Source organism: Acinetobacter sp. A3 (assembly GCF_012371415.1).
In the GTDB taxonomy this organism is placed as follows: domain Bacteria; phylum Pseudomonadota; class Gammaproteobacteria; order Pseudomonadales; family Moraxellaceae; genus Acinetobacter.
Genome location: NZ_JAAZQW010000042.1, coordinates 1 through 19,361 on the forward strand (window position 1 = coordinate 1; position 19,361 = coordinate 19,361).

Annotated in this window: 17 protein-coding genes and 1 pseudogene; 7 read left to right on the top strand and 11 right to left on the bottom strand. The window is 41.6% G+C overall.

Features of this window, described 5'->3' with window-relative positions; all coding sequences use genetic code 11:
• Window positions 1–972: pseudogene (locus tag HHA42_RS11300) on the top strand (IS256 family transposase); the annotation flags it as partial.
• Between the two features lie 534 nt (window positions 973–1,506).
• On the opposite strand, the gene omp38 reads toward HHA42_RS11300, so the two are convergent.
• Window positions 1,507–2,553: an outer membrane protein Omp38 gene (gene omp38 / locus HHA42_RS11305; protein WP_168418111.1), complete on the bottom strand. Its 1,047-nt coding sequence runs from the start codon at window positions 2,551–2,553 to the stop codon at window positions 1,507–1,509.
• Window positions 2,554–2,928: 375 nt separating this feature from the next.
• Here omp38 and HHA42_RS11310 point away from each other — a divergent pair, with 375 nt between their 5' ends.
• Entirely contained in the window at window positions 2,929–3,447 is a 519-nt protein-coding gene (locus HHA42_RS11310) for a GspH/FimT family pseudopilin (protein WP_168526526.1), read from the top strand.
• 127 nt (window positions 3,448–3,574) lie between these two features.
• The gene (locus tag HHA42_RS11315; RefSeq protein WP_168526528.1) at window positions 3,575–4,750 is read left to right on the top strand and encodes a thiolase family protein; all 1,176 of its coding nucleotides are present in this window, start codon (window positions 3,575–3,577) and stop codon (window positions 4,748–4,750) included.
• A 154-nt stretch (window positions 4,751–4,904) separates the two neighbouring features.
• Here the strand turns inward: HHA42_RS11315 and HHA42_RS11320 are convergent, their stop codons facing one another.
• From HHA42_RS11320 to ppx, 5 genes are read right to left on the bottom strand one after another with little or no spacing between them, the layout of a single operon-like run.
• A complete protein-coding gene (locus HHA42_RS11320; RefSeq protein ID WP_104852451.1) occupies window positions 4,905–5,474 on the bottom strand; it encodes a YggT family protein in 570 nt (189 codons plus the stop codon).
• Between the two features lie 41 nt (window positions 5,475–5,515).
• Window positions 5,516–6,343 (bottom strand): pyrroline-5-carboxylate reductase, encoded by an 828-nt coding sequence (proC, locus tag HHA42_RS11325; protein ID WP_168418108.1) that lies wholly within the window; start codon window positions 6,341–6,343, stop codon window positions 5,516–5,518.
• 31 nt (window positions 6,344–6,374) lie between these two features.
• Complete coding sequence (gene tilS / locus HHA42_RS11330; protein ID WP_168526530.1) at window positions 6,375–7,721, bottom strand: tRNA lysidine(34) synthetase TilS; 1,347 nt, start codon at window positions 7,719–7,721, stop codon at window positions 6,375–6,377.
• Window positions 7,658–8,479, bottom strand: coding sequence for an acetyl-CoA carboxylase carboxyltransferase subunit alpha (locus HHA42_RS11335; RefSeq protein WP_168418106.1), 822 nt, complete (start codon window positions 8,477–8,479; stop codon window positions 7,658–7,660). Before HHA42_RS11335 ends, tilS begins: the two co-directional genes overlap by 64 nt.
• Before the next feature lie 32 nt (window positions 8,480–8,511).
• Window positions 8,512–10,032: an exopolyphosphatase gene (ppx, locus tag HHA42_RS11340; RefSeq protein WP_168418105.1), complete on the bottom strand. Its 1,521-nt coding sequence runs from the start codon at window positions 10,030–10,032 to the stop codon at window positions 8,512–8,514.
• Window positions 10,033–10,295: 263 nt separating this feature from the next.
• Between ppx and trxA the strand changes: the two genes are divergently transcribed.
• From trxA to HHA42_RS11355, 3 genes are all read left to right on the top strand, one after another.
• Complete coding sequence (gene trxA / locus HHA42_RS11345) at window positions 10,296–10,622, top strand: thioredoxin (protein WP_004975164.1); 327 nt, start codon at window positions 10,296–10,298, stop codon at window positions 10,620–10,622.
• A gap of 323 nt (window positions 10,623–10,945) precedes the next feature.
• Window positions 10,946–12,214: a transcription termination factor Rho gene (gene rho / locus HHA42_RS11350; protein WP_004975162.1), complete on the top strand. Its 1,269-nt coding sequence runs from the start codon at window positions 10,946–10,948 to the stop codon at window positions 12,212–12,214.
• Window positions 12,215–12,634: 420 nt separating this feature from the next.
• Window positions 12,635–12,946 (top strand): hypothetical protein, encoded by a 312-nt coding sequence (locus HHA42_RS11355; protein ID WP_168460809.1) that lies wholly within the window; start codon window positions 12,635–12,637, stop codon window positions 12,944–12,946.
• Between the two features lie 381 nt (window positions 12,947–13,327).
• On the opposite strand, the gene HHA42_RS11360 is transcribed toward HHA42_RS11355, so the two are convergent.
• The 3 genes from HHA42_RS11360 to pheS all read right to left on the bottom strand — a co-directional run bounded on the left by HHA42_RS11360 (window position 13,328) and on the right by pheS (window position 17,111).
• Window positions 13,328–13,624 (bottom strand): integration host factor subunit alpha, encoded by a 297-nt coding sequence (locus tag HHA42_RS11360; RefSeq protein WP_004649746.1) that lies wholly within the window; start codon window positions 13,622–13,624, stop codon window positions 13,328–13,330.
• The gene (gene pheT, locus HHA42_RS11365) at window positions 13,621–16,002 is read right to left on the bottom strand and encodes a phenylalanine--tRNA ligase subunit beta (RefSeq protein WP_168526532.1); all 2,382 of its coding nucleotides are present in this window, start codon (window positions 16,000–16,002) and stop codon (window positions 13,621–13,623) included. The genes HHA42_RS11360 and pheT overlap by 4 nt, the downstream gene beginning before the upstream one ends.
• A 128-nt stretch (window positions 16,003–16,130) precedes the next feature.
• On the bottom strand, window positions 16,131–17,111 hold the full coding sequence (gene pheS, locus HHA42_RS11370; RefSeq protein ID WP_168526534.1) for a phenylalanine--tRNA ligase subunit alpha: 981 nt from the start codon (window positions 17,109–17,111) through the stop codon (window positions 16,131–16,133).
• 160 nt (window positions 17,112–17,271) lie between these two features.
• On the opposite strand from pheS, the gene HHA42_RS11375 reads away from it, so the two are divergent.
• The gene (locus HHA42_RS11375) at window positions 17,272–18,291 is read left to right on the top strand and encodes a hypothetical protein (RefSeq protein WP_168526536.1); all 1,020 of its coding nucleotides are present in this window, start codon (window positions 17,272–17,274) and stop codon (window positions 18,289–18,291) included.
• 67 nt (window positions 18,292–18,358) lie between these two features.
• Here HHA42_RS11375 and rplT read toward each other — a convergent pair whose 3' ends face one another.
• Window positions 18,359–18,718 (bottom strand): 50S ribosomal protein L20, encoded by a 360-nt coding sequence (gene rplT / locus HHA42_RS11380; RefSeq protein ID WP_004647525.1) that lies wholly within the window; start codon window positions 18,716–18,718, stop codon window positions 18,359–18,361.
• Between the two features lie 11 nt (window positions 18,719–18,729).
• A complete protein-coding gene (gene rpmI, locus HHA42_RS11385; protein ID WP_004975152.1) occupies window positions 18,730–18,924 on the bottom strand; it encodes a 50S ribosomal protein L35 in 195 nt (64 codons plus the stop codon).
• Window positions 18,925–19,361 lie beyond the last annotated feature (437 nt).

The following is a 19,361-nucleotide window of genomic DNA, read 5'->3' on the forward strand; positions in this document are numbered from 1 at the left end:
CACACCACGAGATCGTGATGGCACATTTGAGCCACAGCTAATTAAAAAGAATCAGACTCGTATCACGCAAATGGATAGCCAAATTCTATCCCTTTATGCCAAAGGCATGACTACCCGTGAAATCGTGGCTACTTTCAAAGAAATGTACGATGCTGATGTATCGCCAACGCTTATTTCCAAGGTGACTGATGCTGTTAAGGAGCAAGTCGCTGAATGGCAAAACCGTCCGCTGGATGCACTCTATCCCATCGTCTATATGGACTGTATTGTAGTTAAAGTCCGTCATAATGGCAGTGTTATCAACAAGGCTGTATTCCTTGCCTTAGGCATTAATCTTGATGGACAGAAAGAACTGCTCGGCATGTGGATGGCTGAGAATGAAGGTGCAAAATTCTGGCTGAATGTCCTGACTGAGCTTAAAACCGAGGGTTGCAGGATATTCTGATCGCCTGTGTGGATGGACTAAAAGGCTTTCCTGATGCCATTAACAGCGTATACCCGCAAACCCATATCCAGCTGTGCATTATCCATATGCTGCGTAACAGCTTGAAATACGTATCATGGAAAGATTACAAGGCCGTCACTCAGGATTTAAAAGCCGTTTATCAGTCACCTACTGAAGAGGCAGCCTTGATGGCCTTGGATCAATTCGCCCAAACATGGGATGACAAGTACCCACAGATCAGCAAAAGCTGGCGTACACACTGGGAGAATCTAAATACCTTCTTTGCTTATCCAGCCGAGATACGCAAAGCCATCTATACCACCAATGCGATCGAATCATTAAACAGCGTAATACGTCAGGCGATCAAAAAGCGTAAAGTCTTTCCAACGGATGATTCTGTACGTAAAGTGATTTACCTGGCAATTGATGCAGCGTCTAAAAAGTGGAATATGCCTATTCGCGACTGGCGTTTAGCCATGAGCCGCTTTATTATTGAATTCGGTGACCGCTTAAGCAATCACCTTTAAATTTATGAAAAGCAATTACACAAAATTATTTACAGGCTCGGCTTATTGTTTGAACCCCAATAAGCCAACTTTCCAAAATATGCTAAAAGGTTAAGTGGATTTCATCGAACTCAGGTTAAAATAGATCACCATCTGTTTCTTCATGATTAATCAAAAACAGCCATCTTTTGGCTGTTTTTTTTTGCGGGATATTTAAACCAATACGGTCAAAAATTATTCTAGTTAAAATCTATTATCAAAAAACAATGATATTCAGCAATTAAGCTATTCAATTTTTTCTCTACCCAGTTTGATATTCTATTCATCATTCCCTAACTCTTTGAGGAATTCTCCTTCACAATCTGAACTTCATTAATCTTTCTATCGCGTGATTGTATTTACATCACCCGTTTCTCTCAATACATGGTTAGCATGCTGCATCTTATCTTAAGACAATGTAAATCCAGATGATTTTCCCTTGTGTTTTCAACACACAAACTGAATAGACATAAAAAAAACGACTCCGAAGAGTCGTTTTTTACAACTTAACTCAAATTATTGAGCTTGTTGTTCAACAGTCACTGTACGGCTGCCAGTGATCGTCGCGAATACACGACGGTTCATAGCACGACCTTCTTTAGTGTTGTTGTCAGCAATCGGTTGATCCCAAGCGAAACCTTGAGTAGACAAACGAGCTGGATCTACATTGTATTCATTTACAAGTGAAGATTTAACAGAGTTCGCACGAGCTAAAGATAAACGTTCGTTCAATGCACGTGGACCAGTGTTATCAGTGTGACCTTCGATGCGAGCAGTAGCGTTTGGATATTCAACTAACTTCTCAGCAACTTTAGCGATTTCTGGCTTGTACTGATCTTTGATGTTTGATTTGCTTGTATCAAAGAACACACGAAGTTCCATGTTCAAGTCTTCAGTCAACTCTTGTGGAGCTGGTTGAACTGGAGCAACAGGTTCAACTGGAGCAACTTCTACTACTGGAGCAGCAGGCTTCAAGTGACCGCCAAGAACTACGTTAAGACCAGCTAAAGCTGTATAGTTCCAGAATTTTTCGTCAAAGTGGTAAGTACCACGTGCTTCTGTACGAAGAGATAAAGCATCGTTTAAGCGGAAGAACGCACCAACACCCGCATTACCAAGTGTACCTTCTTCTTCAAGACCACGACCTTCACGACCTAAATCATTATCAAACTCATACTTATAGTGACCAGCACCTAAAAGTACATATGGTTTGATTTTGCTGTCGTAGTTTTTAGTGATCAAGTCAGAAGTCGCATAGAAGTTACCTGCGATATTTTGACCTTTATACTCAGCACCAGCTTGATCGATCATATCACCTTTAACTTGGCTATATTCAACTTCAAAACCTAACCAAGGGGTAAGTTCAACACCAAGTGCAGCACCTACAAATAGATCATCATCCATTTGTGCAGAAGTGGTCAACTCGCCATCATCACCACCATTATTGTGCTGTGTATCTTGCCAAGTGTAACCAAGCATTAATGGGGTAATAGTTACGCCCGCGTTTGCAGCAGCTAAAGGAGCAGCTACGAGCATTGCTAATGCAATACGACTCATTTTCATGGATTTATCCTCCAGAGATAACAATTGTTGTTCAAGCTCAAGCCTAAATTTTCGACTACCCTGAGATAGGCTTTTTTTACCCCAGTATTATTTTTAAGCTAGTCACTTTGAATCATACAAACACTTTATTTGTTTTCCAAGTGCTTGATAATTTTAATCAAGTAAATTATTGACAAAATTACTTACAATTTCCGTTGTAATTCGGTAACTTTCTACTCAATTTTTTATTGTGAATAGCTTATCTTTCTTGCGCTTTATTTTAACAGCTTTCTCAAAAAGTTGCCTAATAATTATTATACAGCAGATAAAGCACTATAAAACAATGCATTACTCAAATTAATCATAAAAAAACATAACAATAACAGGTATAGACTTATGTCGCATAACTCTAAACACGGCTTCACGCTGTTTGAATTGATCGTCACCTTAGCAATTAGTGCGATTTTAGTCATGATTGCCCTACCCCATTTTCATCAGCTGATGGCAGAACAAGAACTCAAACGAATTCAGTATTCATTACAGTCCAGCGTGAAAATAGCACGCTCTCATGCCTTCACCCATCACAGCAATGTAGTGATTTGTCCTACACAAAACTTTGTTCAATGTAGCAAGCAAAACTGGAATACTGGTTTTTTGATCTTTATGGATCGTAATCGAAACCGCCAAATTGACGACAGTGAATACATTCTTTATACAGAAAAAACTGCACTTAAATACGGAACCTTGGATTGGCGTGGAACTTTAAACATTCCTAGTGTGACTTTAAATGCTCAACAAGGTTTGCCGATCGGCTCAAATGGTAGCTTCTTTTACTGCTCCACTCACCTTACAAGCAAACGCTTAGTACTCAGTAAAATGGGGCAAACCCGAGCAGAAGACATCAATATATGTTAACTCAGCAGTCTAAACGATCTTTACATTGTCACTTTATTCTTATCTTTTTTTGCCTATACTGCAGAAGTGATCTATTCCTGCTTGGAATTCAATTTAGACAAAAGCACATATAAATTGGGAGAATAAAATGACGGATATCGTTATTATAAATGGTGCACGCACTGCAATGGGTGGTTTTCAAGGCAGTTTAGCCAATGTGACTGCACCAGAATTAGGTGCGGCAAGTATTCAAGCGGCCATTCAACGTGCGGGGGTACAAGCAACAGAAATCGATGAAGTCATTATGGGCTGCGTCCTGCCTGCGGGTTTAAAGCAAGGCCCTGCCCGTCAGGCGATGCGTCAAGCAGGCTTACCAGATTCTACAGGTGCGGTCACCATTAACAAACTCTGTGGTTCTGGAATGAAAGCTGTCATGCAAGCTGCCGATGCAATCAAAGCAGGTTCTGCCTCAATCATTGTCGCAGGTGGCATGGAGTCAATGAGTAATGCACCTTATGTACTGACCAAAGCACGTGCTGGCTACCGTATGGGACATGGTGATGTGAAAGACCACATGTTCTTAGATGGCCTTGAAGATGCTGAAACAGGTCGTTTGATGGGCTCATTCGCACAAGATATGGCAAATAGCAAAGGTTACACGCGCCAACAAATGGATGACTTTGCGATTCGCTCACTCAAACGTGCACAAACTGCGGTCAATGAAGGCTATTTTGCTGATGAAATCGTCCCTGTGACAGTTACAACACGTAAAGGCGATGTCATTGTAGATAAAGATGAACAACCTTTTAATGCCAATATTGAAAAAATTCCAACACTTCGTCCTGCCTTCGCTAAAGATGGCAGTATTACTGCTGCAAATGCCAGTTCAATTTCGGATGGTGCATCGGCACTCGTACTCACTTCTGCTGAACATGCTGCTGCCAAAGGGCTAAAGTCTATGGCAAAAATTGTGGCCTATGCAACCAACTCACAACATCCTTCAGAATTCACCATTGCTCCAATTGGTGCAATTCAGAAAGTATTGGACCGAGCAGGCTGGAATGCACAAGATGTAGATTTATGGGAAATTAATGAAGCTTTTGCTATGGTCACCATGTGCCCAATGGATGAATTCAAACTAGATCCTGAAAAAGTAAATATCAACGGTGGTGCCTGCGCACTTGGTCACCCTGTAGGCTCAACTGGCTCACGCATCATTCTGACTTTAATTCATGCACTGAAACGTACAGGTGGTAAGCGTGGTGTAGCGGCTTTATGTATTGGCGGCGGCGAAGCAACTGCTGTAGCAATTGAGTTACTATAAATCAGTAACCGATACCCTTTTTGCACTCTTTTAAAATCAAGAAAAATAAATAAAAGTCTCGAATTTCGAGGCTTTTATTTTCAGATGCTGATCTAAGCATTAAAAAAGGTGAATACATCATTCACCTTTTTGATATCTAATGATCTAGAGATGTTTACAAACCTGTCAGTAGCACAATCGCCACCTGATTCATAATAATTTCAGCAATATATAAAGCTAAAAATGCAATGATTGGTGATAAATCAATCATGCCCATGTTCGGCAATAAACGACGGAATGGTGCTAACAACGGCTCTGCCAACTCTTGAATCACTTCAATGTAAGGCCCACGAGACTGGGTAAACATGACCACCCAACTTAAAATAATAGTCGCAAAAATCAGATAGCGACAGAAACGGATTAAATCCTGAATCATGGTCACAAAAGTCAGAATCAACAAGTGAATCGGACTGTTCGGCATAGCCCCATTCAGATACATCACCCCAAAAATTTTAAGTAAATACAGCACCACTAACAAAGCTAAGGCAGCTGAATTAACCCGACCTTTGGCTACAGTTGGAAATATACGACCAAATACATCTACAATTTTAGTGGCTTTGATGGTTGAAAGCACCACAGGGTTATATGGGCTAACCGCAGCCAACTGCATTAAGAAACGGAAGAAGACGAGCAAAATTGCTACGTTAATGATAATGCCAAAAATTAGCGCAGAATTTGCACCCATACTTGAACTTTCCTAAATTTAAATTCGTTGTTTTTCAATTATTAAATGCTGTCGCTTAACTCTTGTGCCAATTCTTGACTGCGCATTTTTGCAGCAGCCAATGCTGCCTGAATATTTTGTGAAATTTGCGCATGGTCAAATACTTCAATGGCCGCCTGCGTAGTGCCATTGGGTGAAGTCACATTTTTACGTAATTCTGCAGGCGTATTCGAACTGGTAATTGCCATTTGTGCGGCACCCAATGCTGTTTGCAAAGTAAGTGCTGTAGCAACTTTTTCATCTAAGCCTAAGTTTTTACCTGCACGAATCATACTTTCCATCATATAGAAGAAATACGCTGGGCCAGAACCTGATACTGCAGTCACTGCATCAATTTGAGCTTCTGAGTTTACCCAAATCGTTAAACCTGTCGCAGCCAAAACCTGACTGGCCAATTCACGATCTTTGGCATCTACATACTCAGTTGCATATAAACCATGTGCGCCAGTTTGTACCAAAGCAGGGGTATTTGGCATGACACGTACCACACGCTCAGTACCCAATAAATTCGCAATCGTTGAAATTTCTGCACCTGCAACAATCGAGATCACTAATTTATCTGCAAATTGCCCCTGTAATGGACGTAACACCTGTGCCAAAACTTGTGGTTTTACCGCAAAAACCACAATATCAGCTTCTGCAATCGCAGCTAGATTATCGTCAGTCACATGTACATCTTTTTCTTGCAGAAGCTGACGTACTTGCTCTACAGGGTCTGAAACTGTAATACGTGTTGGCGGTAAACCTCTGGCAATCAAACCGCCAATTAAAGCCTGCGCCATGTTGCCACCGCCAATAAAACTAATATTACAATTCAATACTGCACTCATGATCCACGCTCTTCGTTGAGTTCTTTATTCGTTAAGAGACTAAATTCGGTTGCCATCCATCTGCGACACAATAGTCCGACTGTGCAAGCCAAAAGCCTTTGGGGCTAAAGACGCCTAGCATAACATTATCTAGGCTTAATATTTGAATTGTATGACGTGTCCACGGAAAAATTTGTGCTTCCTGAATGGCTTTTTTCAGCGGCCAAGCCCCTACCCGCCCATATAAATGGATTTTTTCGCCCCCCAAACGTGGGCGTAAAGTCAGGGTTTTATTTAATAAACTTGAACATAAACCAACTTTTGCTGGCTGCAATTGATAACAACCCGACCAAAGCTGAAAAGGCTGATCTGCCTGCAACAATAAATCCTGCTCTACCGCTTCAAAATGTTCCTCAGCTAAATACTCTGCTTTAGGCAAACGAAATAATTGTTGCTGATAACGCAGATAATAATAATCCTGACAATGTAACGCCGCTTGCGCATCAGCTTTGGCCTGAATCACTTCTCGCTGCAAACGCTCGACCATATCAAAACTTGGACGATATTGCGCTTGTCCTTTCATCCATGCCGATAATAGCTGACGTTGTCGTGGCAAAGACAATTGTTGCAACTGAATCAAATTTAGCTGCGAATTTGTACCACAAGCGGCCAAATCTTGTGCTAAGACTTCAGCCAAAATTTTCTCGGCATCTTGCATCAAGCTTGCGGTTCGTGTGACGGCTTGCTGCATTTTAGGAAAACGCTGCTGTAACACAGGCCACAAGATTTCTCTCGACCAAGCCCGATCATAATGCACATCCTGATTACTGGGGTCTTGTACATAATCTAGCTTTAACGCAGCACACCATTGGCAAATTTGCTCACGAGAAACATCTAGCAATGGTCGCCAAATGGTCAAATCTTCACGAACATCGATGACTTGCATTGCAGCAAGTCCGTGTACACCGGCTCCTGAAAGTAAGCGCAACAACACCGTTTCAGCCTGATCTTGTTGATGATGTGCCAATACTAGAACTTCGTTGGCATCCAAATGCTGCATATATGCCTGATAGCGAGCCAGACGTGCCTGATTTTCCAAATTACCCTCGGCCACACTGACTTTTTGTAGCACACATGGCACATTTAAACTATGACAGGTGGTTTGAACCAATTCGCCCCATGTAGCACTCGGACTTTGCAATTGATGATCAATATAAATCGCCCGTACTTTTTCTGGGCACAAAAACGACAAAAGATGCAGTAGCAACATGGAATCCATGCCGCCACTACATCCAATTAAATATTTTGTCTGTGCAGGAAAAGTCTGTAACTGACTTAAGACGCTAGACCTAAATTGTCGCTGCCAAACTTCATTAAACGTTGGTAACGTTCTTCGCATCGTTGTGTTGCATCCATTGCTTGCAATTCACCCAAAGCTTCTTTTAACACAGCTTTCAGACTTTGCATCACTTGTTCAGGCTGTAAGTGTGCACCTTCACCCTCATCGACCACGTATTCTACAATACCGATCTTTTGTAGTTTTTCTGCAGTCAATGCTAATGCTTCACTGGCTTGTTCGGCTTTTTCTGCAGTTTTCCACAGAATAGACGCACAACCTTCTGGTGAAATAACAGAGTAAATACTGTGTGACAACATCACTACGCGGTCTGCCACACCAATGCCCAAAGCACCACCTGAACCACCTTCGCCTAATACTGTGGCAATCACAGGCACTTTTAAGTTTGACAGTTGCGCTAAGCTGGTTGCAATTGCTTCGGCTTGACCACGTTCTTCTGCACCTACACCTGGGTACGCACCCATTGTATCTACAAAAGTGAACACAGGCAGATTAAAACGCTCTGCCATATCCATGAGGCGTTGTGCTTTACGATAGCCTTCTGGGTTACACATACCAAAGTTGTGCTGTAGTTTTTCACGGGTACTGCGACCACGATGCTGACCTATCACCATGACAGGCTGACCATCAAAGCGTGCCAATCCACCGATCATTGCACCATCATCACCAAATAAACGATCACCATGCAAGGCATCAAATTCAGTGAAAATTTCACCCACATAGTCTAGAAATTGCGGACGTTCAGGATGACGTGCAATTTGCACGGTTTTCCATGCCTTAGATTGAGCAGCTTTTTTCATAAGTCGACTGTTATCCCTAAATTAACCAAATCTTAATCGACAAATTGTTCCGACTGAATATTCAATTCAATGTCCCAATTCTTGAATTGCACTTGTTCATCGTGCAATTCAGCGACAAGCAATGGCCATTGTTTGGCATCACCCGACACGCTGAGCTGCCATTGTTGCGCATTGCGGATGCTTAATTCAATGGCAGGAAGCATCGCATCGCTACGACTTGCGTTGACCAAAACTGCAAGGCGCAATAGCAAACTTAAATAGACAATTTTATTGCCACCGGCTTTCAGCGCTTCTGTTTTCGCGTCTTGACGCAATTTTCTGCGATGATTGGAAACCAAATGTGAGAGATAGTTTTGGTCAATTTGCGAGAAACCCGGAATGTCCGAATGTTGCAATAAATATGCACCATGACGATGATAACTGCTATGACTGATGGCTAAACCAATTTCATGTAAGTATGCCGCACGACGCAATAAGTCACTATCTTCATTATTTAATTTTAAAGCTTCAGCAACGCTATCAAACAAATGCTGTGCTGTTTTTACCACCCGACCCGCTTGTTTAGGGTCTGAGTTATAACGCCCCATTAAGGCTTGTACACTACGGTCACGAATGTCTTCATGCTGGAAACGGCCAAGCAAGTCGTACATTACCCCTTCACGCAAAGCACCGTCTGAGTAAACCAGTTTATCAATATTTAAAACATCAAACACAGCATATAAAATGGCCAAACCTGCTGGCAAAACTGCTCGACGGTCTTCTTTTAAACCATCAAACTCCATTTCTGATACGTGCTTAAACTTAAGTAAACGGTCTTTGAGTTTTTCCAAACCTTCACGGGTGAGATTTTCCTGCTCATTGCTCCAACCCATATTCACGGTAATTTGGCGACATGCCTTAATGGTGCCGCTCGAGCCTGCAACGGTATCCCAACCTGCTTCTTTATAGGTATTGGCAATTGAATACAGCTCTTTACGTGCCGCTACCACTGCTTTTTCAAAACTGCTTTTGCTAATTTCACCATCGGCAAAATAGGCTTTGGTATAGGCCACACAGCCCATTTGTAAAGATTCGGTGTGAATTGGCTCAAATTCTTCGCCAATAATTAATTCTGTCGAACCACCACCAATATCAATCACTAAACGACGACCACTATTGGCCATGGTGTGTGATACACCCAAATAAATTAAGCGCGCTTCTTCACGCCCTGCAATAATCTCAATTGGCTTAGGCAAAATTTCTGCAGCTTTTTGAATAAACTCATGTCCGTTTTTGGCCTGACGCAAAGCATTGGTGGCAACAATACGCAAACGGTTTGACTGTACCGCAGTTAAACGCCCAACAAAACGTGCTAAACATGCCAAACCACGTTGTTGTGCTGCTTCGGTTAAATTCTTATTTTCATCTAAACCAGCGGCCAACTGCACTTTTTCTGACATTGATGCCACTTTTTTTACTTCACCATGATCCACCCGCGCAATGGCTAAGTGAAAACTATTCGACCCCATATCGATGGCTGCGAGTAACTCTTCATCAATTAAAAAATCAGACATTCTTCAAACAAACCTAGACAGAATTGTGCCTAGAGTAATTCACATACACCTAATTTAAAAGCCATTTATCAGCACAATTTGACGACTATTTAAAAATTCTGCATATATGACAATTGTGTTACAGAATTGTCGTGATCGTGAGGATCAATTAGACAAATTTGTATTTTGGATGGAAAATCCAAAGATTCCCCCTACTTTGTTCAAGATGGCTATGTAATACTAATTGGTATAGCTATTTTTAAAAATTATTTGGAGCGTAATCCATGTCTGGCAACATCGTAAACACCACTGATGCAAACTTCGAAGCAGATGTTCTTCAATCAGATACTCCTGTATTGGTTGACTTCTGGGCTGGCTGGTGTGCGCCATGTAAAGCAATTGCACCAGTACTTGAAGTACTTGCAGACGAATATCAAGGCAAAGTGAAAATTGTGAAAGTGGATGTGACTTCTTGCGAACAAACTGCTGTGAACTACAACATCCGCAATATTCCAGCATTACTTATGTTCAAAAATGGTGAAGTTGTTGCGCAACAAGTTGGTGCAGCACCAAAATCTAAATTGACTGCATTTATTGATGAAAATATCTAAGTCTGTTTTACAGATCATGAATAAAAAAAATACGCTCTCTGTTGGCGTATTTTTTTTGCCTATAAATTGACAAACTCCCGTTTCTCTCTTATATTGCATGCTCAAGAAACATAGGATCTTCCATCCGCTTTCTTAAAAGACACAACACAAAAATGCCGCTCGGCAACAGAAATTGTTTTTCACATTTTTCAATCAAACAATGAATCAGTGCTCTGAATCGTTATTGTGCAAATACAATTGCTTTCATTTTATTGTATGAATGCGGCTAAATGTTGCTCCCTCTCTAACCTGTACCCCAGAATTTTTATTCTATCAGAACCTCTATGAACTTAACCGAACTCAAGAAAAAACCGATTGGCGAACTCATCAAGATTGCCGAGTTTATGGGCCTTGAAGGAATGGCACGTAACCGTAAGCAAGACATTATTTTTGCCATCTTAAAGCGCCATGCCATGAATGGTGAAGAGATTTTTGGTGATGGCGTTCTAGAAATTCTGTCAGATGGTTTTGGTTTCCTACGCTCAGCTGCAGGTTCATACCTTGCTGGCCCAGATGACATTTACGTGAGTCCTTCACAAATTCGTCGCTTTAACCTGCGTACAGGTGACACCATTACAGGGACTATTCGCCCACCAAAAGAAGGCGAACGTTATTTTGCTTTGCTTAAAGTAAACCAAATTAACTACGACACCCCAGAAAATTCACGTAATAAAATTTTATTTGAAAACTTGACCCCACTCTTCCCAACCGAACAATTGGTGATGGAATTGGGTAATGGTACAACAGAAGATTTAACCGCACGTGTGGTAGATTTGGTTGCACCAATTGGTAAAGGTCAGCGTTCTATTATTGTGGCACCGCCAAAAGCGGGTAAAACCATGTTGCTGCAAAATATTGCTCAGTCGATTGTGCGCAACAACCCTGAAGTGTTCTTAATCGTACTTCTCATTGACGAACGTCCAGAAGAAGTGACTGAAATGGAACGTACCGTTCGTGGTGAAGTAATTGCATCAACCTTTGATGAATCACCTGCACGTCACGTTCAAGTGGCGGAAATGGTGATTGAAAAAGCCAAACGCTTGGTTGAACATAAAAAAGATGTCGTTATTTTACTCGACTCGATCACTCGTTTAGCCCGTGCCTATAACACTGTTGTACCATCTTCAGGCAAAGTATTGACGGGTGGTGTGGATGCACATGCTCTAGAACGTCCAAAACGCTTCTTTGGTGCTGCACGTAATATTGAAGAAGGTGGCTCACTGACCATTATTTCAACTGCACTGATTGAAACAGGTAGTAAAATGGACGAAGTGATCTACGAAGAGTTTAAAGGTACAGGTAACCAAGAGATTACTTTAGACCGCCGCATTGCAGAAAAACGTGTTTTCCCTGCCATGAACATCAAGAAATCTGGCACCCGTCGTGAAGAGCGCTTAATGAGCGAAGATAATTTACGTAAAGTTTGGATTTTACGTAAACTCTTACACACACAAGATGAATTGGCAGCAATGGAATTCTTGCTTGATCGTATGAAAGAAACCAAAACCAATGATGATTTCTTTGATCAAATGAAGCGTAAAGCTGCGAATTAATTATCTGTAAATATCAGAACCCTTAAAAAAGCCATCTTATAACGATGGCTTTTTTATTTGGTTGACAGAGTTTACATAAAGACACAATTGCACGTGGTATATGTAAACTTATTTTTAAGTAAATGATTATAAAATAATATTTGGTAAAAAACTTTTAGTTTTTAGCCAGTTACCTTGCAACTCTCCAATCTAAACTGACAAATTGATTGTTATTTTCTGTTAAAAAACCACGTATTTTTCCTGTTTTTTTGCCTTTTTTTCAATCAACCTAGTAGCAATTCAAAAAGCGCAGTGATAGCATATTCGCAGACCAGTTAGACTGCGCCTGCGTTGTTAGTGCCTAACAAATTTAGGAATAATAAAAGCATACAACAGACTAACGTCGGTTTTTTTTAATCTCATATTTTAGAGAGTGATGCCATGTTATTCAAAAAAATCGCTATTGCTGCTGCAGTTGCTACTACTTTAGCTTTCGTTGGTTGTGCTAAAAAAACTGAAGAAGCTGCTGCTGACGCTAACGCTGCTGCATCTGAAGCTGTTGTAGCTGCATCTGAAGCTGAAGCTGCTGCTGACGCTGCTGCTGTAGAAGTTGCTTCTGGCGCTGAAGCTGCTGTAGACGCTGCTGCTGATGCTGCTACTGACGCTGCTGATGCTGCTACTGACGCTGCTGATGCTGCTACTGACGCTGCTGAAGTTGCTGTAGACGCTGCTGCTGATGCTGCTGCTCAATAATCGATTAGATTATGCAGTACAAAAAGAGAGCCTCTGGCTCTCTTTTTTATTGCCTGTTTTAAATTACGGACACAATATACAAATCGTGATATATCAAAGTATCAGAACAGTCCTACCCTACTTACAAGCAAGTTAGTCTAATCTTTGAAATTCAATCAGAATATTTTCCAAAGTTTATTAAAGCTACCATCCATTTTGGGCAAGGTAAAATCATCTATTGATTATGTACTACAGAGACAATTGACTATCTAAGCTATTGGTCTTCTTTATAGATTATTTTAAAAAGTAGGCTAAATGTATTTCAACTCACGCTAGATGCCAGCCTAAACCAAATACAAGTATTAAATATCTAACGCAGAATTAAGACATAAAAAAAGCAGATCAATCGATCTGCTCATTTCCCACACGCTGGCGGAATTTCTGCCCTGCGCGGAATGTGACGACACGGCGTGCTGAAATTGGAATTTCTTCGCCCGTTTTCGGGTTGCGACCAGGTCGTTGACGTTTATCACGTAACTCGAAGTTGCCAAACCCTGAAAGTTTAACTTGCTCGCCAGAGATCAGTGCTTGGCTGATCTCATCAAAAAATAACTCGACCATTTGTTTCGCTTCACGGCGGTTTAAACTCGTGAGCTCACTTAAATGATCAGCCATTTCTGCTTTTGTTAATGCTGTCATGAAGCCCTCAATGTCGCTTGGTAAGTGTTTTCCAACACTTGCAGAATGTTATCCATACCAGATTTGATTTCAGCATCTTCAAGTGTACGTGTTGGGTGTTGCCATAACAATGCAAATGCTAAAGAACGCTTGCCTTGTTCAACACCTTGTCCAGTATACACATCGAATAACCAAGTTGAGTCTAACAGCGCTCCACCTGTTTTTTCAATAAGTTGCTGAATTTCGCTTACATTTATCTTATCACTAATTAAAAGCGCAATATCACGTCTAACCGATGGAAAACGTGATAATTCTGTAAAATTAGATACATAAGTTTGCAAAACTGCTGCTTGATCAAGCTCTGCCACCCAAGTAATGCCTAAATCCAACTCATCTTCCAAAGATGGATGTAAACGTCCAAAGTAACCAATAGACTGACCATTGACCATAATTTCAGCTGACTGACCTGGGTGTAACCATGCACGCTCGGAACGCACATACTCCACCTGCACACGACCTGCAGCTAAAATTTCTTCGATATCCCCTTTGAAATCAAAGAAATCCATTGGCTGAGCTTTGGCATGCCAAGATTCTGCTGCTTTCGCACCAACCGCAATCAAGGCGAAGGTTGGAATTTGTTTTAAATCGTGAATGCTGCTGGCATTTTGATAATCAAAACGTAGACCTAATTCAAAGAAACGTACACGGTTTTGCTGACGATTCACGTTGTACTGTACACATGGAATCAAACTAGACAATAAAGTCGAACGCATCACAGCTAAATCACTAGAAATTGGATTTGCCAATGCCAACGGATTTACTGCAGGGTTGAGCTGTTTTTCCAATTTTGCATCAGCAAAGCTAAAACTAATCGCTTCTTGGTAACCCAAAGTCACTGCAGTTTGACGTAATTGACCAACCTCAAATTGGTCTTGATATTTCGCCAATTGCACATCAATCACAGGCAAACTAATTTGGATATTGTCATAACCGTGAATACGTGCGATTTCTTCAATCAGGTCTTGATAAATCGCCATGTCGAAACGGTGTGATGGCGGTACGACGCTCCACTGACCTTCTGCCTGAACAGTTACTTCACAGCCTAAACGTTTTAAGGCATCGGCAATGAATGCAGCATCGACACTATAACCAAGCAATTGATCTACCTGCGCCTGATTTAATTCAATTGCAGAGCGTGTAGGCAATTGAGATGCTTGTTCTGCCACTGTAATAGGGCCAAACTCACCACCAGCCAATTCAGCAATAAGCTGTGATGCACGATGCATGGCCAATAATGGCAATTCAAAATCTACACCACGTTCATAACGCTGTGATGCGTCAGTATGTAAACCAAAACGACGCGCCCGACCTGCAATATGCAACGGTGCAAAGAAAGCAGATTCAAGGAAAATTTCTGTGGTTTCATCACTGACTGCAGAAGATAAGCCGCCCATAATGCCAGCCATCGCCAAGACTTTTTCGTCATCGGCAATCACCATCACATCTTCTTGCAACTCAACCTCTTGCTCGTTTAAAAGCACCAGTTTTTCTGCAGCATTCGCCATACGAACCTGAATAGCACCTTGCACTTTCGCACCATCAAACGCATGCATAGGCTGACCCAGTTCAATCAGCACATAGTTGGTAATATCCACCAAAATGCTGTGCTGACGAATCCCTGAGCGTGCTAATGCACGTTCCATCCATTCTGGTGTAGCCGCTTTGGTATTCACATTTTTAATTACACGACCTAAATAACGTGGGCAACCTTCGGTAAGGCTTTGCACGGTTTTTTCATCGCTAATGGTTGCTGCCACAGCCTGAATTTCAGGAGTGTTTACAGCCAATTGGTTAATTACCGCAATTTCACGGGCGATGCCACGAATACTAAAACAGTCACCACGGTTTGGGGTAATGCTGATGTCGATGACATCGTCATCTAAGTCAAGATATTCACGAACATTGACACCTACTGGTGCATCTGCAGGTAATTCCAATAAACCATCAAGTTTATCTTCAAGGTCAATTTCTGATGCACCGCAGAGCATGCCCTGTGATTCCACACCACGCAATTTACCTTTTTTAATTTTAAAATCGCCAGGTAATACTGCGCCAATCATCGCTACAGGTGCTTTCATACCTGCGCGTACGTTTGGTGCACCACAAACGATCTGTAATGGCTCGCCTGAACCAATGTTCACCGTGGTAACACGTAAACGGTCTGCATCAGGGTGCTGTTCAACTGTCAGGACTTCGCCCACAACAACACCTGTAAATGGCTTTGCTGCTGGAGACAAGTCATCCACTTCAAGACCCAACATGGTCAATTGATCGGATAGCTTTTCACTATCGATGGCTGGGTTTACCCATGTGCGTAGCCAATTTTCGCTAATTTTCATTTTGTAAAAAACCTATAAATCTAAATTTTGAATCCCCTCTGCCCCCTCTTTTCAAAGAAGAAGCACCCTGTGTCATAGATGGACACCCCTCTCCTTTTAGGAGAGGTCAGAGAGAGGTATAAATTCGTTTAAGCAAACTGGCGTAAGAAACGCACATCATTTTGGTAGAACATACGCAAGTCATTAATGCCATAACGCAACATCGCAAAACGCTCTACCCCTAGACCAAAAGCAAAGCCTTTATATTTTTCTGGGTCGATGCCTGAAGCACGCAATACATTTGGATGTACCATGCCGCAGCCCAAAACTTCTAACCAGCGGCCACGCTCATCCATAATATCTACTTCTGCACTTGGCTCCGTAAATGGGAAGTAAGATGGACGGAAACGGACTTTTAAGTCTTTTTCAAAGAATTCATTGAGCAAATTAATTAACAAGCCCTTGAGTTCTGCAAAACTGGTATTTTCCGCCACATATAAGCCTTCAATTTGATGGAACATTGGCGAATGTGTTTGGTCTGAGTCACAGCGATAGACACGGCCAGGACAAACAATACGAATAGGTGGTTGTTGATTTTCCATGGTACGAATCTGCACACCTGAAGTATGGGTACGCAATAAATGATTCACATCAAAGTAAAAAGTGTCGTGCATGGCACGTGCAGGGTGATGTCCTGGAATATTCAACGCTTCAAAGTTGTGATAGTCATCTTCAACTTCTGGGCCTGTAGCAACAGTAAAACCAGCTTTAGTAAAGAATTGGCAAATACGTTCTTGTACCTGCGTCACTGGGTGAATACTGCCCACACTTTGACCACGGCCAGGTAAAGTAATATCAACGGTTTCATTGGCAAGTTTTTGTGCCAAAGCAGCTTGTTGTAATTCAGTTTGGCGTGCCGTTAAAGCCGCGTTGATTGCTTCACGTACCGCATGAATTTGAGCACCAAATTCCTTACGCTGTTCAGGGTCCATTTTACCCAGTGCTTTGGATTGTTCCGCAAGCTGGCTTTTCTTCCCCGTAAATTGCACTCGCGCCTGGTCGAGTGTAGCAAGGTCCTCTGCTGCTGCAATTGCAGCGAGCGCTTCATTGGTCAGGGCTTCCAGTGACATAGTAACTCTCAAAAGCAACAATATTAGAAATAATTTAAAAACCCCGTATTCTAACAGTTTTTAGTTGCTTTGATGAAGCTTCGATGCAATGAAAATTAGATTAGCATCCTGAAATATAAAAAGTATAAGATAAAGCCAATCACCATGAGATCTCAACATTATGGCGCTCGATGAAATTTGGAAACAACAACTCGCCCTTGTGACTTACGGCAATGAATTTTTGGCTCAGGATTTAAGTTTTAATCATTGGTTAAAGCATCACATTTTTAACCAGCATCAAATTCAGTTCCGTGATTTATTATCGCAACATCTATTGGCACAGCATTTTCAAATTTGGTTAGAATATCTCAAACAACAAGGTGTTCAACGCCTCAGTTTGCACAGTTCTAGCATTTTAAACGACGAAAAAAATCCAAATCCAAATGTTGAACTCCTACCTTTTTCACATTTTATTGTGAGTCATGAAACACAGCACAAACATGCTTGGATTTTTGGCAAAGAACTTGCCGAATGGTACAGCGCAGAACAAGACTATATTGCACCTTTGACCCAACAAAGTGAACTGCGCCAGGAAGTTATGTGGCGTTATCAGTTAAATCACAAACTCGCCAAACAGCTTGATGCAGATTTTGCAGCACCCAATTGGGATGAAATCGATCGCTTTATTCGTGCAGAATTGTTGCAAAATAACTTTGCTTTAGACTTCATTGCACCTGAACCATCACAGCCCTATTTAGGAACAGATGCGACTGTTGATTTTCCGCAAGTGCATGCTTTGGCGGTCATTCCAGCCGATTATCCAGCAGATTATGCCCACGACATGCTGCATTGTTTAGAAGCGCTGGATCAGCACATTCAAAATAAAATACAGCATCCTTATCATGCAGATGGCACTGAATTTGAGCCAAGTGAACAGCTCAATTTACGCCATTTTTCACAAAAACTAGATGATTTACATGCCAAGTTCATTACCAAAGTGGCTAATCATTATCAGACTGCCCGACTCACGCCCGCACAAACTCCCGACCCATTTACAAATACATCTACACCGCCTGCAAGCACAATGTCGCCTCCCTCACCTAAACACCCTGCATCCCATAAAGTCGGTGCATCTGCGGTAATTAAACTGATTTTAATTACCGTGGTAATTTGTGCTGCGGCTTACTATTTTGGCTTATAAGCCAGTCATAAATTTTGAGCATAAAAAAAGACCGCAAATGCGGTCTTCTTTTTAGTCTTAAAAAGACTTATGCAGCTAATGCATCTTTAGCTTTTGAAGCTAAAGCAGCAAATGCAACTGCGTCATGCATAGCGATGTCAGCAAGTACGCGACGGTCGATAATCACTTGAGCTTTTTTTAAGCCAGCAATCATACGGCTGTACGATAAACCATTTTGACGAGCACCCGCATTGATACGCGCAATCCATAAAGCACGGAATTGACGTTTCTTTTGACGACGGTCACGGTAAGCGTATTGACCTGCTTTGATTACCGCTTGGAACGCTACGCGATATACGCGTGAACGAGCGCCATAGTAACCTTTAGCACGAGCAAGAATTTTTTTATGACGGCGATGAGCCTGTACACCACGTTTTACACGAGCCATTTATAATCTCCTTAGATGTATGGGCACATAGCACGAACAGCAGCAACGTCACTCACGTGAACCATTACACAGCCGCGCAATTGACGGATACGTTTAGCAGATTTTTTGGTCAAAATGTGGCGTTTGAACGCTTGTTTACGCTTGAAACCGTTAGCAGTCGCTTTAAAACGTTTAGCTGCACCACGGCGAGTTTTTAACTTAGCCATAACAACCTCTTTAAACACCTGTTCGGCACGTCTGCACCATTGCAAAAACGACCTGCAGGTAAGGGAGCGAGTATTCTAAAGCATCTCTGCTCAAAACAAAAGCACCTAGGCCAAATAAATAATTGTGCTTCTTCTGCTTAACGTATAGCAGCCCATTCTACCTACACATCACAAATTGTGTCTTGCTATACAAAATTTAGTTCAAAGCAAACTTTGCTCAATCAGCTCATGCAAAATCTTCATTAAATTAATCATTCTGACTAGATTTTCTCTTGCGATTACCACAATTTACATCAATACTTCGCATCGGCTTGTGTTCGATAAAAAGACCGTAAAAATGATCAAACAATCTTTGTGTTTCTGTTCCTTAAAATGTAGTCAAACATAGTCAAGGACTAATTCGCACTCTGTTAATGTCTTGTTGCCAAGCGTGTAAC

What these genes read in the sequence shown, in the direction of transcription:
- omp38 (WP_168418111.1), bottom strand. Translation starts at nt 2,553, where the DNA reads ATGAAAATGAGTCGTATTGCATTAGCAATGCTCGTAGCTGCTCCTTTA.
- HHA42_RS11310 (WP_168526526.1), top strand. Translation starts at nt 2,929, where the DNA reads ATGTCGCATAACTCTAAACACGGCTTCACGCTGTTTGAATTGATCGTC.
- HHA42_RS11315 (WP_168526528.1), top strand. Translation starts at nt 3,575, where the DNA reads ATGACGGATATCGTTATTATAAATGGTGCACGCACTGCAATGGGTGGT.
- HHA42_RS11320 (WP_104852451.1), bottom strand. Translation starts at nt 5,474, where the DNA reads ATGGGTGCAAATTCTGCGCTAATTTTTGGCATTATCATTAACGTAGCA.
- proC (WP_168418108.1), bottom strand. Translation starts at nt 6,343, where the DNA reads ATGAGTGCAGTATTGAATTGTAATATTAGTTTTATTGGCGGTGGCAAC.
- tilS (WP_168526530.1), bottom strand. Translation starts at nt 7,721, where the DNA reads ATGCGAAGAACGTTACCAACGTTTAATGAAGTTTGGCAGCGACAATTT.
- HHA42_RS11335 (WP_168418106.1), bottom strand. Translation starts at nt 8,479, where the DNA reads ATGAAAAAAGCTGCTCAATCTAAGGCATGGAAAACCGTGCAAATTGCA.
- ppx (WP_168418105.1), bottom strand. Translation starts at nt 10,032, where the DNA reads ATGTCTGATTTTTTAATTGATGAAGAGTTACTCGCAGCCATCGATATG.
- trxA (WP_004975164.1), top strand. Translation starts at nt 10,296, where the DNA reads ATGTCTGGCAACATCGTAAACACCACTGATGCAAACTTCGAAGCAGAT.
- rho (WP_004975162.1), top strand. Translation starts at nt 10,946, where the DNA reads ATGAACTTAACCGAACTCAAGAAAAAACCGATTGGCGAACTCATCAAG.
- HHA42_RS11355 (WP_168460809.1), top strand. Translation starts at nt 12,635, where the DNA reads ATGTTATTCAAAAAAATCGCTATTGCTGCTGCAGTTGCTACTACTTTA.
- HHA42_RS11360 (WP_004649746.1), bottom strand. Translation starts at nt 13,624, where the DNA reads ATGACAGCATTAACAAAAGCAGAAATGGCTGATCATTTAAGTGAGCTC.
- pheT (WP_168526532.1), bottom strand. Translation starts at nt 16,002, where the DNA reads ATGAAAATTAGCGAAAATTGGCTACGCACATGGGTAAACCCAGCCATC.
- pheS (WP_168526534.1), bottom strand. Translation starts at nt 17,111, where the DNA reads ATGTCACTGGAAGCCCTGACCAATGAAGCGCTCGCTGCAATTGCAGCA.
- HHA42_RS11375 (WP_168526536.1), top strand. Translation starts at nt 17,272, where the DNA reads ATGGCGCTCGATGAAATTTGGAAACAACAACTCGCCCTTGTGACTTAC.
- rplT (WP_004647525.1), bottom strand. Translation starts at nt 18,718, where the DNA reads ATGGCTCGTGTAAAACGTGGTGTACAGGCTCATCGCCGTCATAAAAAA.
- rpmI (WP_004975152.1), bottom strand. Translation starts at nt 18,924, where the DNA reads ATGGCTAAGTTAAAAACTCGCCGTGGTGCAGCTAAACGTTTTAAAGCG.